The organism is Streptomyces sp. NBC_00996 (assembly GCF_045162675.1).
Taxonomy (GTDB): Bacteria; Actinomycetota; Actinomycetes; order Streptomycetales; family Streptomycetaceae; genus Streptomyces.
Genome location: NZ_CP108723.1, coordinates 8,731,453 through 8,751,580, shown reverse-complemented (window position 1 = coordinate 8,751,580; position 20,128 = coordinate 8,731,453). Strand labels below are relative to the sequence as shown.

15 protein-coding genes are annotated in these 20,128 nt (G+C 66.5%); 6 read left to right on the top strand and 9 right to left on the bottom strand.

The genetic code is table 11. From position 1 onward, the window contains the following. Positions 1-38 precede the first annotated feature (38 nt). The 5 genes from OG390_RS40670 to OG390_RS40650 all read left to right on the top strand — a co-directional run bounded on the left by OG390_RS40670 (position 39) and on the right by OG390_RS40650 (position 3,683). Positions 39-1,295, top strand: coding sequence for a cation:proton antiporter (locus OG390_RS40670; protein ID WP_406174967.1), 1,257 nt, complete (start codon positions 39-41; stop codon positions 1,293-1,295). Next, a complete protein-coding gene (locus OG390_RS40665; RefSeq protein WP_406174966.1) occupies positions 1,282-1,740 on the top strand; it encodes a CBS domain-containing protein in 459 nt (152 codons plus the stop codon). Before OG390_RS40670 ends, OG390_RS40665 begins: the two co-directional genes overlap by 14 nt. Then, positions 1,737-3,035, top strand: a complete 1,299-nt coding sequence (locus OG390_RS40660) for an SLC13 family permease (RefSeq protein ID WP_406174965.1) — start codon at positions 1,737-1,739, stop codon at positions 3,033-3,035. Before OG390_RS40665 ends, OG390_RS40660 begins: the two co-directional genes overlap by 4 nt. Before the next feature lie 28 nt (positions 3,036-3,063). Continuing rightward, the gene (locus tag OG390_RS40655) at positions 3,064-3,189 is read left to right on the top strand and encodes a hypothetical protein (protein WP_406174963.1); all 126 of its coding nucleotides are present in this window, start codon (positions 3,064-3,066) and stop codon (positions 3,187-3,189) included. 116 nt (positions 3,190-3,305) lie between these two features. Beyond that, positions 3,306-3,683: a hypothetical protein gene (locus tag OG390_RS40650; RefSeq protein WP_406174961.1), complete on the top strand. Its 378-nt coding sequence runs from the start codon at positions 3,306-3,308 to the stop codon at positions 3,681-3,683. Here the strand turns inward: OG390_RS40650 and OG390_RS40645 are convergent. The 3 genes from OG390_RS40645 to OG390_RS40635 form a co-directional block, all read right to left on the bottom strand. Continuing rightward, a complete protein-coding gene (locus tag OG390_RS40645) occupies positions 3,661-3,867 on the bottom strand; it encodes a hypothetical protein (RefSeq protein WP_406174960.1) in 207 nt (68 codons plus the stop codon). The genes OG390_RS40650 and OG390_RS40645 overlap by 23 nt on opposite strands. 327 nt (positions 3,868-4,194) lie before the next feature. Next, positions 4,195-4,653 (bottom strand): hypothetical protein, encoded by a 459-nt coding sequence (locus OG390_RS40640; protein ID WP_406174958.1) that lies wholly within the window; start codon positions 4,651-4,653, stop codon positions 4,195-4,197. Positions 4,654-4,693: 40 nt separating this feature from the next. Beyond that, complete coding sequence (locus OG390_RS40635) at positions 4,694-4,891, bottom strand: hypothetical protein (RefSeq protein WP_406174957.1); 198 nt, start codon at positions 4,889-4,891, stop codon at positions 4,694-4,696. Here OG390_RS40635 and OG390_RS40630 point away from each other — a divergent pair. Continuing rightward, entirely contained in the window at positions 4,890-5,186 is a 297-nt protein-coding gene (locus OG390_RS40630; protein ID WP_406174956.1) for a hypothetical protein, read from the top strand. The two genes, OG390_RS40635 and OG390_RS40630, sit on opposite strands and share 2 nt — an antisense overlap. Positions 5,187-5,848: 662 nt before the next feature. On the opposite strand, the gene OG390_RS40625 is transcribed toward OG390_RS40630, so the two are convergent. The 6 genes from OG390_RS40625 to OG390_RS40600 form a co-directional block, all read right to left on the bottom strand. Next, positions 5,849-6,925, bottom strand: a complete 1,077-nt coding sequence (locus OG390_RS40625) for an IS110 family transposase (RefSeq protein ID WP_406174954.1) — start codon at positions 6,923-6,925, stop codon at positions 5,849-5,851. A gap of 679 nt (positions 6,926-7,604) precedes the next feature. Next, positions 7,605-8,168: a hypothetical protein gene (locus OG390_RS40620; protein WP_406174952.1), complete on the bottom strand. Its 564-nt coding sequence runs from the start codon at positions 8,166-8,168 to the stop codon at positions 7,605-7,607. Then, positions 8,165-8,941: a hypothetical protein gene (locus OG390_RS40615; protein ID WP_406174950.1), complete on the bottom strand. Its 777-nt coding sequence runs from the start codon at positions 8,939-8,941 to the stop codon at positions 8,165-8,167. Before OG390_RS40615 ends, OG390_RS40620 begins: the two co-directional genes overlap by 4 nt. Positions 8,942-9,868: 927 nt before the next feature. Beyond that, the gene (locus OG390_RS40610; RefSeq protein ID WP_406174949.1) at positions 9,869-10,936 is read right to left on the bottom strand and encodes a DUF4190 domain-containing protein; all 1,068 of its coding nucleotides are present in this window, start codon (positions 10,934-10,936) and stop codon (positions 9,869-9,871) included. 45 nt (positions 10,937-10,981) lie between these two features. Next, positions 10,982-11,308 carry a hypothetical protein gene (locus tag OG390_RS40605; protein ID WP_406174947.1) on the bottom strand — a complete coding sequence of 109 codons (327 nt, stop codon included), beginning with the start codon at positions 11,306-11,308 and terminating at the stop codon, positions 10,982-10,984. Between the two features lie 164 nt (positions 11,309-11,472). Next, positions 11,473-20,076: a DNRLRE domain-containing protein gene (locus tag OG390_RS40600; protein ID WP_406178161.1), complete on the bottom strand. Its 8,604-nt coding sequence runs from the start codon at positions 20,074-20,076 to the stop codon at positions 11,473-11,475. Between the last annotated feature and the right edge of the window lie 52 nt (positions 20,077-20,128).

The following is a 20,128-nucleotide window of genomic DNA, read 5'->3' as shown; positions in this document are numbered from 1 at the left end:
CAGGGGATCAATCTCTCTTCCGATCAGGGGCGTACGCCATGGTGCTCGTTGCGGTGTTCGGTGTCGCGTTGCTGGTGGCGGTGCTGCTGTCGGGCCTGGCGGCGCGGACCGTGCTCTCCACCTCCTTTCTCTTTCTGGCCGGCGGCGCGCTGGTCAGTGACGGTTTCCTCGGCCTGATCCACATAACGCCGGACAGCGGGATCGTGACCGTGACGGCCGATCTGGCCCTGTTCGCCGTCCTTTTCACCGACGGACAGCACGTCTCCTTCGCCAAACTGCGGGCGAACTGGCGCAACCCGGCCCGCGCGCTGGGCCTGGGCATGCCGCTCGCCTTTGTGTTCATGGCGCTGGTGACGCACTTCCTGGTCGGCCTGGACTGGACGACGTCGTTCCTGGTGGGCGCCGTACTGGCGCCGACCGACCCGGTGTTCGCCTCCGCGATCGTGGGCCGCAAGGAGGTCCCGGCCAAGCTGCGTGAGCTGCTGAACGTGGAGAGCGGCATCAACGACGGCCTGGCACTGCCGGTGGTACTGGTCCTGATCGCCGCGGCCGGACCCGCCGCCGACCACGCCGACGAGGCATCGATCGGGAAGATCGCCCTGGAACTGGCGCTCGGGCTGGCCTTCGGCGTCCTGCTGCCGCTCGTCGTCAACGGACTCGTCCGCTTTCGCCTGTTGGGCGCGGAGCCGAAACTGCAGCCCCTGTTGCCGCTGGCCACGGGCATCATCCTGTACGGGCTGTGCCACCTCACCCACGCCAACCCCTACCTGGCCGCCTTCTCCGCGGGCGCGGTGCTCGCCGCCACCGCGCCGGAGGCGAAGGAGGCGTTCGAGCCGCTGGGCGAGGCGCTCGCCGAGCTGGCCAAGTTCGCCGCGCTGCTGGTGTTCGGCGCCCTGCTGACCCCGCACCTGTTCGCCGACCTGTCGCTGGGCGGCTACGTCGCCGTCGTACTGGCGATCGTGCTGATCCGCCCCGCGTCGCTGCTGCTCTCCTTGATCGGTACGCGCTTCGACCGGCGGGAGAAGCTGACCGCGGCCTGGTTCGGGCCGAAGGGCTTCGCCTCGGTGGTGTACGGGCTGCTGGTGCTGCAGTCCGGCATCCCGCAGGCCGAGGAGGCGTACACGCTGATCGCGGTGTGCATCGCGTTCTCGATCGTCGCGCACTCCAGCACGGACGTGCCCATCGCCCGGATGTTCGACGTCGAGGACCTGGTCGGCATCCCGGACGACGAGGACGACGACACTCCCCCGGCCGCAGAACGCCTGAGCGAAGGAAACGACCATGCGCGCACGTGAGTTGGCTCGGCCCTACCCCACGGTGTCGACCGATGACGACGCCGCGGAAGCTGCCAGGCTCGTCGTCCGTGAGCGACTGCCGGCGCTGCTGGTCCTGGATCAGAACCAGTACCCGTACGCGATCGTGCCGGGCGCCCGCGTCGTCCAAGCGCTGGTGCCCGCTGCCGTGCAGGAGGACCCACTCCTCGCGGCCGTGATCGACGACCGGCTCGACAACCAGGTACGGGAGGCGATGGCCGGGCAGTCGGTGGCGACCTGGCTCCCCCGGCGCCATCTCACCGCGGCCGTGGTCGGGCCGGCCGCATCGCCCATGCAGATCGCGGCCCTCATGGCGCGCAAGGACACCCCGATCGTCGCGGTGGTCGAACGCAACGGCGTCCAGCCCACGCTGATCGGCGCGGTCACCACCGACGCCCTGATCGAGTACTTCATCGGAGGACCGTGAACGACTGGCACAGCTGGGCAGCAATCATCGTCTTCGTCGGCGCCTACGCCCTGATCATCAGCGAGAAGATCCACCGCGTCGCCGTGGCGCTGGGCGGCGCGGGGCTGATGCTGGCGATCGGGGCGACGGACGACGTCTCGGCGTTCTACTCCGAGGACTCCGGCATCGACTGGAACGTCATCTTCCTGCTGATGGGCATGATGATGATCGTCGGCGTGCTGAAGAAGACCGGCATGTTCGAGTACCTGGCGATCTGGGCGGTCAAGCGCGCCCACGCGAAACCCTTCCGGGTGATGGCCATGCTCGTGGTCATCACCGCCGTTGCCTCGGCGCTGCTCGACAACGTCACCACGGTCCTACTGATCGCCCCGGTCACGTTGCTGGTGTGCGAGCGTCTCGCGCTGCCCGCCGCGCCGTTCCTGATCGCCGAGGTGATGGCCTCCAATGTGGGCGGTACGGCGACCCTGGTCGGCGACCCGCCCAACATCATCATCGCCAGCCGGGCGGGCCTGACCTTCAACGACTTCCTGGTCCACCTGGCCCCGCTGATCGCCGTATTGCTGGTGGTGCTCGTCGCCCTGTGCCGGGTGATGTTCCGCGCGTCGTTCGTCTACGACGACGACCGCGCCGCCGAGATCATGGCGCTGGAGGAGCGCGAGGCCATCAAGGACCCGCGGCTGCTCATCCAGGGCCTGATCGTGCTGGCCTTGGTGGTGGCCGGGTTCGTCCTGCATCCGGTGCTGCACTACGAACCCAGCATCGTCGCCCTGCTCGGCGCGGGGCTGCTCATCGCCATTTCCACGGCCGACACGAGCGAGGTGCTGGCCGAGGTGGAGTGGCCCACGCTCGCCTTCTTCGCCGGCCTGTTCATCATGATCGGCGGCCTCATCGACACCGGCGTCGTCAGCGAGGTCTCCCAGAAGCTGGCGGATGTGATCGGCGGCAACGAACTGGGCGGGTCCATGACGCTGCTCGGCGGCTCCGCCGTTCTTTCCGGCATCGTCGACAACATCCCGTACGTCGCCACCATGGCCCCGATCACCAGCGATCTGGTGAAGGACATGGGCGGGGCAAGCGACCACGTCCTGTGGTGGGCCCTGGCCCTGGGCGCCGACCTCGGCGGCAACGCCACCGCCATCGGCGCCTCCGCCAACGTCGTCGTCCTCGGCATCGCCGAGCGCAACCGACAGCCCATCTCCTTCTGGCAGTTCACCAAGTACGGGCTGATCGTCACCGGCGTCACCGTCACCATCTCGCTCGGGTACGTGTGGCTGCGCTACTTCGCCCTCGCCTGAGCCCAGGCTCCGAACCGAAAGATCCTTCATGCTGCCTGCGGCACGCTCACTGGACCCGTACGACCTGAGCGTCCTCATAATCCTGCTGGGCGGGCCCTACTCCGCGGCCACCGTGCTCGTCCTGCGGCGGCACGGTCGGCACATCCACCCCTGAGGAAAGGCGCTCATGATCCTCGGCGTGCTTCTGCTCGCCGCTGTGTGGCTGTATGTCCGCATCGCCGGGGACGCCTGGCGACCATGATCGATTCTTCACACGGATCCGGGAGAGAAATGCGTACCACCGTCGCGAAGGCCGCCACCGCCATGGTGCTGCTCGCCACGCTCGCCGCCTGCAGCACCGACGGCTCGGCCGGGCAGACCACCCGGCCCACACCCGCCATACCCCGGCCCACCGCCACACCCAACACCTCCGAGGACCAGGGCGGCGCCGTGGGCGGCATGGCCGATTTCATCGGCGGAAACCTCAAGGGCGCCAGGGAGCAGATCGCCTCGGCCGCTCGCATCACCGCCACCGACATCAGCGGACAGCACCGCGTCGTCCGCGAGGAGTCCGAGTGGAAGATCTGTACCCAGCGGCCGGCCCCCGGCTACCCGGTCAACGACCAGTCGATCACCTTCGGCGTAGTCAAGACCGAGGAGAGCTGCTGACGTACCGGCGTCTCCCGGCCCGGCCAACGGTCACCGCCCGGCGGCCGGGCTGGGAGCGGGCGAAGTGGAAGAACTGCCGCAGCACGTTCAGCCGCAACTTGCGGGCCCGGGGCAGGCTGGCCACGAAGATTTCGACGTCGTGCACGTCGGCCAGGGCCCAGTCGTTCTTGCCGCGATGATCCACCAGTAAGAGTGCCAGGTCAGGCAGGATGCTCAGGGCGGTTTGTGGTTGGCAGAGCCAGGCCGCGGAGGGTGAAGAGGTCCTCCAGCGCGCGGGCGGAGGAGCCCATCGAGCGTCCCGGGAGGCGGGAGCGTTCGAGTAGAGCCTGGGGAGAGTTGGAGTGTTCGTCCCCCGGGAGCCGACCCAGGTCGGTGACGAAGCCGCAGGCCCGGGCGACGCAGTGGCGGCGGCGACGTGGGCGACGAATTCGGCCAGCCAGGAAGGCGGGTCGGCGAGCCGGAACGCGGACAACTCGTTGAGCGATCCGAAGCCACTGTGGCCTGAGCACCATCAACCGACGACTGCGCGGGACCAGTACTCGCGGATCACCGCCAACTTCTCCTCGAAGTCGGCATCCCACCGACTGCTGGTGAAGACGCCCGGAACCGTGAGTGCCCGTCCACGGACCCGCACGGCGCACACGTCCCACCACTCACCACTGCGTGCTTGGTGGCGCCGCTTCTCAATCCGGGCGATCTCGGTCCACGAGACCGAGCTGTGACTGACGAAGGTGCGGAACTCCATCCCATTCGGCGTGAGGAGCGTCCGACCGTATCCACGGTTGATCATGTAAAAGAACGCGACCAGCCATAACACGCCGACGCCGCCAACCCACCACCACCGATCCGCCGCCCGTTCAGACAGTGCCATCGCTACCGCCGCGCCGAAGCAGACCAGCGTCAGGAACCCGGTCCACCACCAATTCCTCCGCCGGGCAGCGGTGTCGAGACCGATCCATATGCCGGGCATGCCCGTGATGCTACAGACACCAGGTGAAACCCGTCATCGCCTAGGCGAGCCCAGGAACACAAGCTACCCAGACCCACAGGTCTTGACTATTGCTCTCGCATTCGGTCGTCATCGGCGCCCCGTAGGGCGGCCGGGACAGGTTGACCAGCATGAAGTCGCTGCCTCCGGCGCCCAGACGCTTGTGACGCTCCAACACGTACTGGTCGAAAGCCTGCACCACAAGGAAGTCGACCGGCATGGCCCAGGACTTCTTCGACTTCGACCAGGCGCGGTTCTCGTTCTCGCGCCGGACGACGTGGACGTGGGCGCCCTCGATGTCGCAGCCCAGCGTTGCGGGAGTCCATCAGCAGATGAGGATCGCAGCGGCGCAGGCCCGCGACCTGCCCCGGGCGCAGTCCGACCCGCGACAGCAGAAGAAGGATGAGCCGGTCACGGGCGGAGCGGCACTGCAGGAACATGGCCACGATCTCCTCGTCGCTGGCCCGGTCGATGGTGGTCCCGGGCTCCTGGTCCACTTCAGCCACAGCAACTGAACAACCGCATGTCGCGAGCGGCGGTCTGCCACTCCCGCCTGGTGTTCGCGCACCAACCCGGGTACAGCACGACGGCCTCGGCGTACGCCTTCGTCGTCGTCTCCACCCGCCCCGGGCCAACCTCAGCTCCCGTAGGAAGCGGTCGGCCTCCTCCACCACTCCCAACTCGTCGTCCACCACGGTCCAGTACCGAATGCCCGACGGCAGCTGTACAGGGAATGCACGCACTGATGTACCTCTACTCCACGAGTCGCTCGCAACGATCCACCGCAGAGCCGCACCCCCTGAGAACCGTCGCAACCTCCCCAACGAGGGGGCTCCGTACGACGTCACACCACAGCCGGGGAACCCCCAGAGAACACGCGGGTCGCTGACGAGATCGTCGTCATGCAGTACGGCCGGATCGCCGAGCAGGGACGGTACGAGGAACTCGCCGACGCCGGCGGCCTGTTCCAGGAACTGCTCCCCCTCTCCCAAGACCGCTGACCCCGGGAGTGCCGCACTGTAGGATCCGCGATTTCGTGAGCAATGAAGGCCCTTCGTTAGCAGCGGATTAGCAAATCCGTGCTTTCCTTAGCAATCGTTACGGTCGGTAGTCATCGGCTGTGCGGCACTTCCGATCTCTGCCTAACTCGTGCGTTCCGCTGACGCTCTCCTGAATGTCAACCCCTCTGGACGGACCGGTTCGGGGTGCTGTCCTGCTTGATCAGGTAGTACGCCTCGCGGGCGACGTACCGTTTGAGACACCGCATGATCTCCATCTTCGATTTGCCTTCGCTGGTGCGGCGTTCGAGGTACTTCTGGGTGGCCTCGTCGTAGTGGACGCGGCAGACCACGGCCATGTGGAGTGCGGAGTTGGTCTGGCGGTCGCCACCGCGGTTGAGCCGGTGACGCTGGACCTTCCCGGAGGAGGCGGGCAGCGGAGCAACTCCGCAGAGTTTGGCGAAGCGGGCCTCGTCGGTGACCCGCTGTGGGTTGTCGCCGCAGGTGACAAGGAGCTGGGCGGTGTTCTCGATCCCGAAGCCTGTCCGTTCCAGCAGTGAGGGTGCCAGTTCGCGGACCAGGGGCCCGATCATCGCGTCGAGGTCGGCGACCTCGTCATCAAGTTCGAGGTAGCGGCGGGCCAGGGACTTGATCGCGATGCGGGTGGCCGAGACGGGGTCGCGGAAGTCGGTCTCGTCGGGCCGCCAGGCGGCGCAGGTGCGGATGAGCTGCATCCGGGTCAGGTTGCGGACCTGGTCGCGAAGTTCTTCGGGGGCGGAGATGATCTGGCTGCGGAGCATCTGCAGGGCAACGCGGCGGGCTTTGACGGCGGTGGAGCGGGCGACGCGCAGGACGCGTAAGGACTCGACCATGCCGGTGCGGGTCTTGGGGGTGATCACACGGTTGCCGGCCAGGGCCGCGTGGGCAGCGTTCTCGGCATCGAGGGTGTCGTCCTTGCCGCGGCGGCGCCGGTCGGAGCGGTCGGGCCGGTTGACCTCGAGGATCTCGATGCCGGCCTGCTGGAGGTGGCGCAGGAGTCCGGCGCCGTAGGAGCCGGTGCCCTCGATGCCGATGCGGCGGACATCGCCGAAGGTGCGCATCCAGCGCAGGAGGGCGCGGTAGCCGGCGCGGGTGGTGGAGAACGCCTGGGTGTCCAGCACGTGGTCGTCGGTGTCGATCACGGCAGCGACGTGCAGGTCTTTGTGAGTGTCCACGCCGCCGATGACGACGCGGGAGACGGGTGGGATGCTGGCCATGTCGGCCTCCTCGCGGACGAGAGCGCGGTGGGTCGGCGCGCGGTCACCGAGGCGGCGGACAAGACAGTGATGGGACCTTGGCCAAGCTCTCCTTAAGTCACTCCCGTCGGCGAGGCGAGCGCCTCGCCGGGATGTTCCCGGGCCACCGACATGTCCGAGGAAGGACAGCACGGTCGATCCGAGTGCGGGTCAGGAGGCCGCGAGAGCATCCCGGCACCGGCATCCTGGCGCGTCCATCGCTGTGCGGGTCAAGAGGCCCGGAACATCCGGTACTTCACATACTCACTGTCCGTATGGTCCGCGATATCGCGGTACGGAGCACAGGCAAGACCCGCCGTGGGCGTACAGCGCCCACGGCGTTCACCCGGTACGAGGACGAGTCGGTCCGTGAAGTACCCTTTGTGCGGCTGCGATTGGCGAACTTCGCGGAGTTCTCGACACGGCCGAACACTGACCCCCTGAAGCCACCCGGACAAAGTGGATCATGATTCAGCCGCCGCCGACACGAGTCGACACCGTGGCAGCAGGTCCGGTCGGTGCACGGGCAGGCCCACTACTCGGGCAGCTACGCTGGGCGTCAGCGAACACCTGGCCAAGGACAACCAACTGCACGTCACCGTGAGCTGACCTGCCCGTTAGGCGGCACCTGCTGTAACTCGGGCGTGTTGGCTGCGCATGCTCAGGGCACAGGGGGAGCCGGCGGCTGCGCAGGAGGGGGGTCGGAGGCAGACGCCGCGTCGCGGGAGGCACGGGAAGTCGCCCTGATGTCATCAACGTCGCTGCGTCGCAGTACAAAAATCTTCACGAGGGCGAGCAGGCTCGGGCCGCACAACAGCGTCGCTAGCCATGGCTGGTCCGGAGCAACAGCCACCCCACTGCCTAGCAATGCTAGGCAGATGACAACGCCACAGATGAGCCCGCTCATGCGGTAGATGTGGTTGCGGCGGCGATCAGCTTCCTGTGCCACGCGCTCCGCTTCAGCTCTCGCGACGGCTGCCGTCCGCTCGGCTGCGGCCTGAGCAGCAGCCGCATCGCGTTCGGCCTGCGCTCGCTGGTTGTCAAGCTGGCGCAGCCGTATCTGATGCTCCCGCTTCAGCTGCGGTTCCAGCGCCTTGAACGCGACCTCGAGTTTCTCAGGACCACCGAGAGCCGTGCCCCACTTCATGGCAATCTCCAAGCCCGCAGAGATGACCGGATCAGCTGACTGAGTAGCTGGAAGCCTCGGGTTCTCTTCAGGGCTCACCTTTGCTCACCTCCGCCCCCAGAGCCAGATGGCCCAGGGCCAAGGCCTGATGGCTCAGGCGGCGGCCCCAAGCGCACGAAGAGTCTGGCCAGTGTGTGCTCAAGGTTTTCGGACGCCGCGGCGACCTCTTCGTCTACTGCGTTCCGTGTCGCAGACGACTCAGTGCCATCTGTGGCCTCTTGTGCCTCTCGCGATGCTTTGAGAGCAGACAGGACCGCGCGATACGCAGCCTCACCCCTTACATGCTCGGCGTCACCGCGTTCCAGGATCAGGCGCATCACCTCGCGCCGGAGTTCGTACTTCTTCGCCCAGGCCAGGGCTCCCCGCGGCCCCTCCTGCTCTATGAGTTCGGCGATCAGCCTGTCGGCCCCCTCCGCACGCATCACGTCCGCTCTTTCCAACAGCTGGGCCTCCTGTGCGACATCCCGGAACTTCCGCCTGGCGGCGACTTCGTCCTCGCCGACGAGCAGCTCAATCCGGATGATGCGCAGCCGTACCACATCGTCGCCGGTGAAGTCGGCCAAGGCAGAGTTGAGAGCCCGTTCCGCCTCGTAGAAGTCGGCGATGTCATAGTCGCGGGCGACATTGCGGAGAGTCGTGCGCAGATGGCCGCACAGCGCCTCGCTCACGTCCCGGATTCCCCGGGAGACCACCTCGGCCGGGTCCGCGACCCGGCACAACAGGTCGACCCGGCTACGGAAGTACGACGCAGGATCACGGCTGAGCAGCGGGATGCCGAGAGTGAGCTGGTGCTCGGTCAGGTCGACGGTCATCACACTGCGATACGCGCTGAGCCGGGAGAACGGGATCTCCTCACCGCTGTGGATCGTCAACGAGGGGCCGCTGTCCCCGACAAGAACCAGAGCCCGGCCGGGCCCTGGCGGCCGCAGCCGGTTCGTCACCCTCCACCTGGGTAATTCTTCGCTGCTCAGGATCGGGTCGTAGGTCTGCTCCATCGCCCATTCCCCCCATTACCTTCTTGGTGGCCCCGCAATGGGGCGCCCGGCCTCCGGAGTTGGCCTGGTTTTCTCCCCCGCAGTAGACACGCTAGGAGAAACCACGGTTGCACAGGACGCCAATCCGACAAACCCCAGCCCGCCTTCTCAGTCGAACAGGCGCGAGCGGAACCGGCATCACTACCGACTGTAACTGCCAGCGACCGTTCACCGGCGAGATTGCTCATGCCAGACCGACTCAGCCAGTGCTCACAGAGCTCGGATTTCGGCGTCGTCACAGGACGCACTGCTCACGGAGCCGTGGACCCTACACGCACTGTAGGATTCACGACTCGATGCGCAATGTTTGCGCCTGATGCGCAGTGAATGCGCAAATCCGGACGCCGATGCGCAATGACTCCAGACGGTAACCGCCGGTTGCAGGTCCCTTGTGATGCTCTGGGCACACAGTGCAGTCCGGGGTGTGGCGGTACGGACGACACGCACGGCTCGTCGAGGACGCGGGCTGCCCGAATACCGGTTGGTCAGGGGTGCAACCGTACGGCGGCGATACAGCAGTTGTCGGATCGGCGAGACATCGCACCAAAAGGGTTCCATCGAGGATTGCCCACCCGCACGGCGTTCCCGGCCGGAATCCCGGCAGCCCCCGAGCGACCGGTCCTCGCCACGGTGAGGGCCGGCGACATGCCAACGCGCGGAAGCACCACGTGTGTTGTGCCCGGAGTCGACCGCACAACAGCGCACTCACACGTCTGCCGGAACGGCCGTGCTCTGGAGCGCCTGCCCCGGCTTGGTTGTGGGCATAGGGAGATCCAGCAGACCGCGTATCCGACGGACATACTTGTTTCCGCTGTGCTGGTCGACGGACTGCAGATGCCCGAGGAAGGTATCCGCGTCGGATGCCTCGGATGCCTGCCGCCAGAATGGCAGTCCCTTTTCGAGCTCGGCCACGAGTTGCTCGGTCGGCTGCTCGGCTCCGGGCAGCTCGGTGTCCTTGAGCATCCGGATGGTCTCGGTCTGCGCTTCGGCCATCTGATCAGCCCAGGCGGTGGCACCGGGGAGGTCCTGCTGAGGGCTCTTCACGGGGCGGAGTGCCGCTCCGATGCTCAGCGGCTTCACAGCCGAGAGAAAGGCCAGTTGAGCGGGGTCGAGATCGGACGCGTCGCGTTGTACCGAACTGTCCAGTTCCGTCATATCCAGCCGGGCCACCCAGCACACCACAGTGCGCCGCCCGGCATCCCAGCCCCGCTCGTCCGGATGGAAGTAGTAGGTCTGCAGACGCCCGAAGGCCATCGGATCCATCGAGTAGTCGAGGAAGAGTCTCACGCACCGCGGTCGTGCGATCGCCGCGATCCCGTCCCGACCCGGGAATTCTCCCTCCCCGGACAATGCGAAGGTGCCATACACCTCTCCTCGGTGTGACTCGTCGCACGGGACCAATCGCACGCTCGCGCCCCCCAGCGCCAGCGTGTCGCGTTCGGGCAGCCCGCTGCCGGGGTCGAAGCAGTCACCGGCCGTGAGTGAATGGACCGTGGTCCACCCCGGTCCCGCGGCCTCCCCGCTGTCACTCCGAGCTGGTAGCGTCCAGACCTTGAAGTCGATCAACGGGGCGGCAAGACCGACCAGCAGAAGAACCGCACCGGAAACAGAGATTCCGGCAATCGCAAGTCCCTTTCCCCGCTGCCCGTTCCTGGAAATCTGCAGCAGCGCGACAGCACCGAATATCAATCCCAGGGGAGCGAGGCACAGCAGCGACGTCACCAGGGCGGTGACTGCCAGGGGATTCAGCCTCGCCTGCACCTGAGCGGGCACGGATGGTGGATACGGAAACAGCGGCGGGGGAACCGACATGCCGTCTCAGCCTCCGTCATGGCGGGACGAAGCCCGGTAGATCGCGTAGATCGTGGAGCCGACGAGAGCGAGGAGCGCCACTACGGCCACTGGCAGCAGGGATATGAGCGCACCCTCGTCGACACCCAGCGACAGCAGCATCTGCGCCGCCAGTACGCCGGAGCCCATGACGAGGAACATGATTCCCAGCTTGCGCGCCAGATAGCGTTCGCTCACCATCAGGCGCACGCCCCCCGCGCGGAAGTTGAGTCGGATGAGTTTCTCCCCGGCCCCCATGGGGTTGAAGGCGAATATCACGCCGGAAATGAAAAACAGGGCACCAATGACAAGCACTTCGCTCGGGCTCCTTCCGTGCGTCCGGGCCTTCAAGGACCCCTTCGCGCATTCTTGCCTCTCAGCTGCTTCGGCCGCCGAGGGGAGGGCCATGGCGGCGGGAGAACCGTGAGGCTCCCGCCGCCATGGCCGCCAGTTGTTCTGCGGTTCCGGTCAGCTGACGACTAGCCTGTGACGCCCGTGCAGGTGTAGGCACCCGACACGGAAAAACCCGGTGTCGTGACACCGAATCCTATGGTCCCCACAGGTACGCCGTCGCTGTTCGTGACCACGCTGGTGATCGGCGCACCCTCCTGGCACGTCGACGCGGTGCTGTTCACGGCCAGCCCGAAGTCTCCGTAGACGCCCACTGGGGCGCCTCCGGAGACTCCGAAGTCCACACCGGAGCCCCGCACCTGGTTCCAGTCGTCGGCATTGCTGTACATCAGGCCGAACGAGCCGGAGTACCCGAAGCCGACCTCCCCGCCCTTGGACCCGGTCCAGGCCAGGTCGTAACCGTCATCCGTCTTCATGACGGCGGCACAGCCGGAGAGGGTGCCCCCCAGCCCGAGAGCCACGTCGCCCCCCGCGCAGATCCCCGAGGTGTTGGAGTACCCGAGGTCGTTGCCGAGGTGATCGCCGACGAAGGGAAGGTTGCTGAGGGGGTTCTCCGCCTGCGTACCCCAGTACAGGATGCCGCCGACGAAGTTCTCCCAGGCCGAAATCGACTTGTGGCCGGACTCGGAGTCCTCGAAGCCGGTCGTGCCGTTCGACTCGACGTCGTACGAGGTCTGGAAGTGGTAGTCGTCGCCGGGCAGCGAGGTGTCCTCCTCGGTGTCGGACGTGTCGACGTCGAGCCCGCAGTACGGTCCCGGCTGGCTGCACAGCATGTGACCGTCCAGCTCGAAGCGGTTCACCGGGTTGCCGCCCGTGAAGGCGTACCGGTTCCCGGTAAAGGGATCGGTGCCGAGGCGCATGTCGGCGAGGGCGCCGTTGTACATGTCCCTCGTCGTGAAGCGGTTCAGGTCCGGGTCGTAGTCCCGGAAGCCCATGTCGTAGGTGCCGGAGGAGACGTCCCACCGCTTCGCGTTGAAGCGGTAGGAGTTGTACGGCTCCTGGCTCGGATCGGTGGCGTCCGGCTGGTCGACTCCGCTGAACTCCGCACCGTCGTCGGAACCGTAGGCGGTGTAGCCGTACGTCGTCTTGGTGTCACCTGCTGACGTGGTGACGGACTCGACGTCGCCGCGCGTGTTGTACCCGTACACGCCGAGTTCCTCGGTGCCACCGGACTGCTTGATCTGGGAGAGCCGCTGGCCCCACGGCGAGTACTGGTAGGACGCGGTGACCGACCCAGAGACCTCCTCGCTCAGCACCTCGTCCGACAGGCCGAGGTAGTTGAAGTTGGTGGTCTTGCCCGCCACGGTCTTGTCGGCCGTGCGGTCGAGCGGGTCGAAGGTGGAGGTCGTCACCGACTGGGTGCCGTCGGTCTGGAGCTTGGAGTTCTTCACCACGTGGTCGAAGCCGTCGTAGGTGTTGCTCTCCACGACCTTTCCGCCACCGGTGATCGACTCCAGCCGGCCGAACGGGTCGTAGTTGTACGAGGCGGCCGCTCCGCTGACCGTCGCTGACAGAAGCCGGTTGCGGTCGTAGGAGAAGGCCGTCGCCACGCCCTTGACCTGCTGGCTGATGATGTTGGCGTTGTCGTCGTAGACGTACGACTCTGTCGACGTGCTCGCACCGGTCTTGGACACCTCGGTGACCCGGTCGGCCGGGTCGTAGGTGTAGTCGGCCGTGACGTCGATGTACGCCGACGGGGTGTCCGCGTTCATCTTCTTGCCTATGTCCTGCGACTTGTTGCCGTTGGGGTCGTAGGTGACCGTGTGCTGGGAGACGAGCGTGCTGTTCGCCTTCTTCTCGGTCTGGGTCTTTACCAGACCGTCCAGGTAGTAGGTGTAGTCGACGGTGTTGTCGTTGGCCTTCGTCTCCTGCAGCTGCTGGCCGCGGTCGGTGTAAGTGTACGACGTGACCTTCGGGGACGTGTCGGTGGAGGACTTGCCCACCGATGCCGTCTTCACCAGTTCACGCAGGTCGTACGTGTACGCGGAGTACTGGTCGGGGTGGTCGACGGTCTCCACCTTGCCGTCCGCGTCGTAGGTGAATGACGTCGCCTTCTTGGCCGTGCCGTTCAGCGACTCGGTCACCTTCTGGACCTGGTTGAGGCCGGTGTAGGCCATTCCGTAGTTGTCGATCTTCGCTTCGGAGGAGTTGTCGTCGATCGACGTCAGGTTGCCGTTCGCGTCGTAGGCGTACGAGAACGTCTTCTGCTCGTTGTCCGTGTCGGCGGAGTTGTCGCGGACCAGCTTCACGCCGTCCGCGACGACTTTCCCGCCGCTGTTCTGGAACAGCTGCAGCTTGGCCGCGTTGCCCTGTTTGAAGGCGTAGGAGCCCAGCGGGACCCACGTACCCGTGGCGGCGGTCTGGTCGACCGTCTTGTCGACGGTGCCGCCGTCGTACGTGAGCGTGTACTTCGCCGTCGTCGCCGCACCGGTCACCTGCGGGAACTTCACGTACGCGGTGTACGTGCCGTCCGTCGGGGCGTTGAGCGTCCACGTGAAGGCGTCCGTACCCGTGCCCGCCGCGTGTGTGGCGTGGTCGTAGCCCTGCTGGCCCGCGACGTCACCCGAGGTCCAGGTGCCGGTCTTCGACGTGTTCTGGGTGTCGGAGTTGTCGACCAGGACGACGTTCTTGCCGACCGGAACACCATCGTCCGAGCGGGACTTGAGCTTGCCGTCCGGGTAGTAGTCCCACGTCATCGTGCGGTTGGAGGAACCGCCCGCCGACGTGAGCGTCCGCGTCGTCTGCTTGCCGAGGTCGTCGTAGTCGTAGGTGGTGGCGATGTCCCACGGGTCCGTGGAGGACTTCGTCCAGCCGTTGTCGAAGTAGGTGTAGCTGGTGGTGTTGCGGACCGTCTGCCCCTCGGACGGGGGCAGTGAGGTCGACTTCACCCGGCCGACGTCGTCGTAGCTGGTCTGGGTGTAGACGTTCGGGTCGTTGTAGCGGGCGTCCGCCGGGTCGTAGGGCTGGTACTGCTTGACCGGGCGGTTCAGTGCGTCGTAGTCGGTGCGCTGAGCGAACGCCGTAGTCGTGCCGGCCGCGACCGCGCGCGGTGTGATCGCCTTGGTGGTGTTGCCGACCTGGTCGTACTCGTACTTGGTCGTGTTGTAGGTGATGGTCGACGTGCCGTCGTGCGGGACCTTGACCTCGGCCTGCTTGCCGCGCTCGTCGTAGGTGATGAGCGTGGTGTTGTTCTCCGCGTCCGTCGTCGAGAGGACCAGTCCGTCGTTGTCGTAGGACTTCTTGGTGGTCTTGCCCGCGGCGTCCGTGACCTGCTTGACCCGGTGGTCCAGGTCGTAGTCGGTCTTGGTGGTGTAGTCGGTGGTGTCCGCCGTGGCGTTCTTCTTCGCGTCGATGACCGTGACGACGTTGCCGGCGTTGTCGTACTCGTAGGAGATCTTGTCGTCCTGGGCGTTCACGGCCGACGTGAGCTGGTAGATCGGGTCGTAGTTGTTGGTCGTGACGTAGTCCGTGGTGTCCGACGTGGTCAGCGTGCCCTTGGGCTCCGTCGTCGTCTTGAGGTTGCCGACCTTGTCGTACGTGTAGGTCGTCTTCCGCTCGTCGGAGGTGGAGGTGTCCTTGGGCGCGGTGGCCGACGTGATCTGGTCCGCGTCGTCGTACGCCGCCGTGGACACCGCGCCGTTGGGTGCCGTCGACTGAGTGACGTTGTCGTTGGCGTCGTACTGCGGTGCGGGCGTGGTGATCAGGTCGCCGTTACTCTGGTCCTTGGGAACCGTTCTGGCCAACGGGCGGCTGAACGTGTCGTACGTCTGCGTGGTCTCCTTCTGGTTGGCGTCGGTGGCCTTGGTGACCTGGCCGCGCTCGTCGTACACGTACGCCGTGGACTTCTGCAGCGCGTCGGTGATCGTCTTCGGGTATCCGGTGGGCCCGAAGTCGCCGTAGGTCGTCGGGTTGCCGTTGGCGTCGGTCGCTTTGGTCAGCTCACCGTAGGAGTCGTACTCGTACGACGTGGTGTAGTCACCGGCGGTCGCCGTGGCGACGCCCTTGGGGTCGGTGACCGTGGTCAGGTTGCCGAAGCTGTCGTAGCCGAACTGCCAGGCCCGCCCCTCCGGGGAGGTCTTGCGGAACAGGTCGGCCGAGAAGCCGTCGGCGCGCGTCTGGTACTCGTACGTGGCCGCGTTCGCCGGCCACTGGGCCGAGTCCGTCACGCAGGCGGTCGACTGGTCAGGGACGCCCGCCTTGTTGTTCTCCGCGTCGCGCTGCCACAGTGGGTAGCCCGTCTTGGCGTCGTAGCAGTACGCGGTCTTGGCGCCGTTGTCCTCCTCCAGGTACGTGACGTTGTTGTCCGCGTCCCACGACATCTTCGTGGTCTGGGACTTGGCGTTGGTGGTCTGGACCGGGCGGCCGAAGTCGTCCGTCACGTACTGCGTCGCGTGTGACTCGGCGTCGGTGACGGTGGTGTCGGTGAACTTCGTGTTCACGGTGTCGGCCGCGTACGCGAAGTCCGTGTTTCCCTGCAGACGGTCCGTGATGGTCTTCGTCCACCAGTGGTACTTCGGATCGTCGCCCGTCTGCGGGGCGTAGTACGCCAGCGAGGTGCCGTGCCCGCGCGGGTCGGTGGCCTTGACCAGCTTGACGTTCTTGTTGCCCTGGGTGGCGTCGTAGGTGAACTTGAAGACCTTCGGCTGGCTGGAGCCGTCGCCGTCGGTGAATTGACCGAGCAGGCCCTTCGTCGTGTAGTAGAAGGAGATCTTGCGGCCCGAGATGTCCGTCATGGACTTCACGTGGTCGTAGATCTTGGAGTTGGTGAGGTTGGTGTCGGTGACCTTGGCGCCCGTGTCGTCGATGTAGTCGTACGACGCGTCGCCCTTCTTGTAGTAGTCCACCGTGAGGGACTGGCGGGAGGCCGGGTCGGTGATGTAGGTGAGGAACTTGGTCGGCTTGTTGTTGGACCTGCGTTCCTCGTACGTGTACGTCTGCGCGTTGCCGTTCTTGTCGACCGCGGACGTCATGTAGCCGTCACAGCCGAAGAGGAAACGGGTGCCGTCGGGACGCAGCAGCGTCCACGCGTCCGGCACAGGGTCCTTGTCCGGCGTGCAGTCCAGACCCGACTTCATCGTGACCTTGTAGTGGACGCCCGCCGGGGCCTTCCACGAACCGTCGGCCTGCTTGGTGAAGACGTGGGTCGTGCCGTCACCGTCCGGGAGACGGATCTCCGTCGGGTTCGGGTTGGGGTGGAAGTCCAGCGGCGCGCCGAGGCGAATGGGACCGGCAGCCTGGCCGGACCAGCCCGCGCCCAGCACCGTGTCACTCGTGTCGAGCGAGTTGTAGGCGAAGCGGGCGAACGTGGTCAGGCCGCGCCCCGGGTTCGTGAACGCGTTGTACGACCACACGCTGTTGCCCGAGGCCAGGTTGTTCATCACCGTCGAGCCGGCGCCCGTGTTCTTGCCCGTGTACGAGTAGAACTTCTCCAGACCCAGCGCGTTGGAGGTCGGATCCTCCACCGCCACGTTCTGCTTCAGGGAGGGGATACCGCCGGTTCCGGCCGACAGCCAGCTGCCGTCCGAGACCTTCTTGACGTCCCAGCCCAGCACGTAGTCCGTGCGCTTGTTGCCGGAGTCGCTGTTGATCGGTGTCTTGACCTGCGCCTGGATCGTCGCCGACTGGCCGGGCGAGAGCGCCGGGATCGCGGTCGACAGCTGGTTGCCACCGGTCGTCACGTCCGTGCCGTCGGGCAGCTTCCACGTGTACGACATCACCCGCTCTCCCGACGCCCAGGCGGCGCTGGTGGTGTTGGTGACCGTCATGTCCACGGTGTACGTCGAGTTGGGGGTCATGCGGGCCGGGGTCTGCGGCGCGTAGTACGTGTCGTCCGTGGTGGAGTCGACGTAGATCACGCGCAGCAGCGGGCCGAGCTGCGGGTCGGGGGCCTCCGAGGACAGGAACAGGGTGCGCTCCTGCGGGCCGGTGGTCGTCTCGTCCTTCAGCTTGACCAGGGCGCCCTTGTTGGACGTCGGCGTCTTGATCCAGCCCTGGGTGAGCGACGTGGCGTCCCACCAGTGGCGGCCCACCTCCGAGACCTGCGCGACCGTGTCCGAGACCGTGCCGGAGAAGTCACCGCCGGGCGCCGTCCACGCGGTGCTCGACGTGGCGTTGTTCCACGTCGCCGTCGTCTCGTCGTAGTCCTTGGTCAGACCGTGGAGTTCGTAGATCGCGCCGTTGGTGTCGGTGGTGGTCTCCGCGCCCCACATGAACAGCCGCGACTCCAGCACCGTGGCGGTGGTCGGAATGCTCGATGTGGTGAACTTCATCGCCGCGCGCGCCTTGCCGTAGGTGGCGGAGTTGTTGCCCACCTCCAGCCACTTCTGGCCCACGCCGAAGGAGGCGATGGTGTCCTCGTTCGTGGTCGGCTGCCCGGACGACAGGGTCGTGTCCGTCACCCCGGACGTGCCCTGGATCAGCCGCATGGTGCGCCCCGCCTTCGGGACACCGACGATGCGGGTCGGCGAGCCGAGCAGCTGGCCGTCCTTCGTCTTCACCGCGAGCTGGTAGTAGTACGACCGCCCGATCTCCTGCGAGGAGGAGTCCGGGGTCGGGGTCGCGGTGGTGTCCGTGTACGCCGTGACCGACTTGTCGATCGGCGCGACCAGCGTCGCCGCGGACGGCGTGAACACCTGCTGCGTGGAGCGGTGCAGCTGGTACTCGACCGGGTCCAGGCCGGAGTCACCGGTGGTGTTCGAGTACGCCTTCCAGCTCAGCTCCGGGCCGGTGGAGTGCACCACGGTCGGCGAGTTCAGCGCGGTGCCGACGGTGCCGTAGGTGACGGTCAGCCGGGGGATGGTGGCCGTCTCGCCGCCGTAGTCGCCGTCACCGGACTCGTAGCGCGGGCCGCCGGTCGGGGCGGTGGACGTCTCGTCGGTGGCCTTGAGGACGAAGCCGTTGTTGGTGGAAGTGCCGTTCAGCCACTGCTGGACGGTGTCGGTGACCGGGAACTTGTGCCACTGGTTGTACTCGCCGGTGTTCTTCACGATCGTCGCCGGGTTCACCCAGCGCACCGCGTCCGCGATCACCGCGGTCGTCGAGGACGCCGGACCGTCGCCCAGGACAACCTTGCCGGCCGTGCCCTTGTTGAAGTTGATCTGCGAGCCGCCGTTCAGCGACGTCCACACGCCGTTGGTGCCGGACTGCTGGTTCACCGTGTAGGTCGCGGTGCCGTCCTTGGACGTCACCGTGTACGGCGCGTTCGTGGCCCGGTCGGTGGCCGCCACGTAGTGCGCGTCGACCCGGTAGGAGGCGGTCTCCGGGAGCTTCGGCTGCCAGGTGTAGGTGTCCCCGGCGACGGTGTCCTTGTTGTAGAGGTAGTCGCCGTTGATGCCGTACTGCGCCAGCGACGAGGTGGAAGCGGGCCAGCTGCCGACGGCCGCCGTGGTGCCCGCGTCGCGGTCGTCCACCTGCACACTGGTGCCGGACAGCTCACCCACCAGGGAGCTGGTGTTGGTCCAGTTCGCCGTCGACTCGGTCCACGCACCCGTCGCCCGATACGCACCGATGGTGACATCGTTGGCGTTGGTGGTGTGCGCCTGATCGAAGTACATCTCCAGACGAGCCGAGTCGATCTTCGTGCCCGACGGGATCTCACTCAGCGGGAACTTGATCAGCGAGCGTGCGGTGCCCGTGTCGGTCTTGCCCGCCGACAGCTTCCAGGTGGTGTTGAAGTTCGTCGACGCCTGGTCCGACAGGACCATGGTGTCCTGGGAGTCGGTCGGCGACGGCGCGATGGTGATCGTCGGATCGATGACGACCGGGTACTGGCGCTCCTTGGCGGCCAGCCACTTCGTGTCCGGCGTGACGGTCAGCTTCCAGGACGTGCCGTCCCGGGTCAGCTTCTGGGTGACCTTGGTGCTGTAGGTCTTCCCGAAGACGGACTTGCCCGCCTTCTTCGCGTCCGTCATGTACGGCGCCGGGATCACCATGACCGGGGTGTTCGGCAGCTCGCCGTACAGCGCGATCGAGCCGTCCTTGCGGGCCTTCGGCGTCAGCCCGTCGGTGTCCAGGGTGAAGGTGAACTTCAGTGGACCGGTGGGGCGTTCGGCCAGGGTGATGTTCTCCTTCACCCGGCCAGGGCCGACGCCGTACTCCAGGTCCGCGCCGTGCACGGCGTCCTTGTAGGTGACCGTGTCGCCCTTGGCCGTCGGCTTGAGCTTCTTCCCTGCACCCTCGATCCCCAGGGTGACCGAGCGGCCGTCCGGCGACTGGAACCGCACCAGTCGGCCGGTGTCCGGACCGAACCAACTGCGGCCCTCGTTCGTGGCGTTGGCGAACTCGAAACCCTTCGCCTTCGACGCGCGCAGAGCCGTGTCGATCGGCTTCCAGGACTTCGACGTTCCGTCCCGGTACGAGGTCGGCACCGCCGACAACTCTGCTTGCACCCGGCCGTCGGACAGCTGCCAGAACCGTGCGTTCGCCGTGCGCCTGCTCTTCAGCTCCCTGACCCGCCTGGCCGTCGGGGCGTTCTTTCCCGTCAGCAGCTTCTGCCGGTCGGCTATCCCCAATTCGTCATGCGACGGCGGCTTTTCGTTTCCCTTGCCATCATCCGCGAACCAGCCCTTGACGGTGTCGACGATTCCCTTACCGTCACCGTCTTCAGCGGGCGCCGCATACGCAATCTGGGGGAGCGCGGTACTCGTCACCGCGGCCACCACCAGGCACGCCATGAGCCTGCCCAATCTGGGTCTCACACCAAACCTTTCCTCATGCGTCGTGGTC

Bases quoted from the DNA above. Each gene is read 5' to 3' on its own strand.
- OG390_RS40600 (WP_406178161.1), bottom strand. From the start codon at position 20,076: ATGGCGTGCCTGGTGGTGGCCGCGGTGACGAGTACCGCGCTCCCCCAG.
- OG390_RS40655 (WP_406174963.1), top strand. From the start codon at position 3,064: ATGCTGCCTGCGGCACGCTCACTGGACCCGTACGACCTGAGCGTCCTC.
- OG390_RS40635 (WP_406174957.1), bottom strand. From the start codon at position 4,891: ATGCCGGTCGACTTCCTTGTGGTGCAGGCTTTCGACCAGTACGTGTTG.
- OG390_RS40670 (WP_406174967.1), top strand. From the start codon at position 39: ATGGTGCTCGTTGCGGTGTTCGGTGTCGCGTTGCTGGTGGCGGTGCTG.
- OG390_RS40615 (WP_406174950.1), bottom strand. From the start codon at position 8,941: ATGACCGTCGACCTGACCGAGCACCAGCTCACTCTCGGCATCCCGCTG.
- OG390_RS40665 (WP_406174966.1), top strand. From the start codon at position 1,282: ATGCGCGCACGTGAGTTGGCTCGGCCCTACCCCACGGTGTCGACCGAT.
- OG390_RS40640 (WP_406174958.1), bottom strand. From the start codon at position 4,653: ATGCCCGGCATATGGATCGGTCTCGACACCGCTGCCCGGCGGAGGAAT.
- OG390_RS40650 (WP_406174961.1), top strand. From the start codon at position 3,306: ATGCGTACCACCGTCGCGAAGGCCGCCACCGCCATGGTGCTGCTCGCC.
- OG390_RS40630 (WP_406174956.1), top strand. From the start codon at position 4,890: ATGGCCCAGGACTTCTTCGACTTCGACCAGGCGCGGTTCTCGTTCTCG.
- OG390_RS40625 (WP_406174954.1), bottom strand. From the start codon at position 6,925: ATGGCCAGCATCCCACCCGTCTCCCGCGTCGTCATCGGCGGCGTGGAC.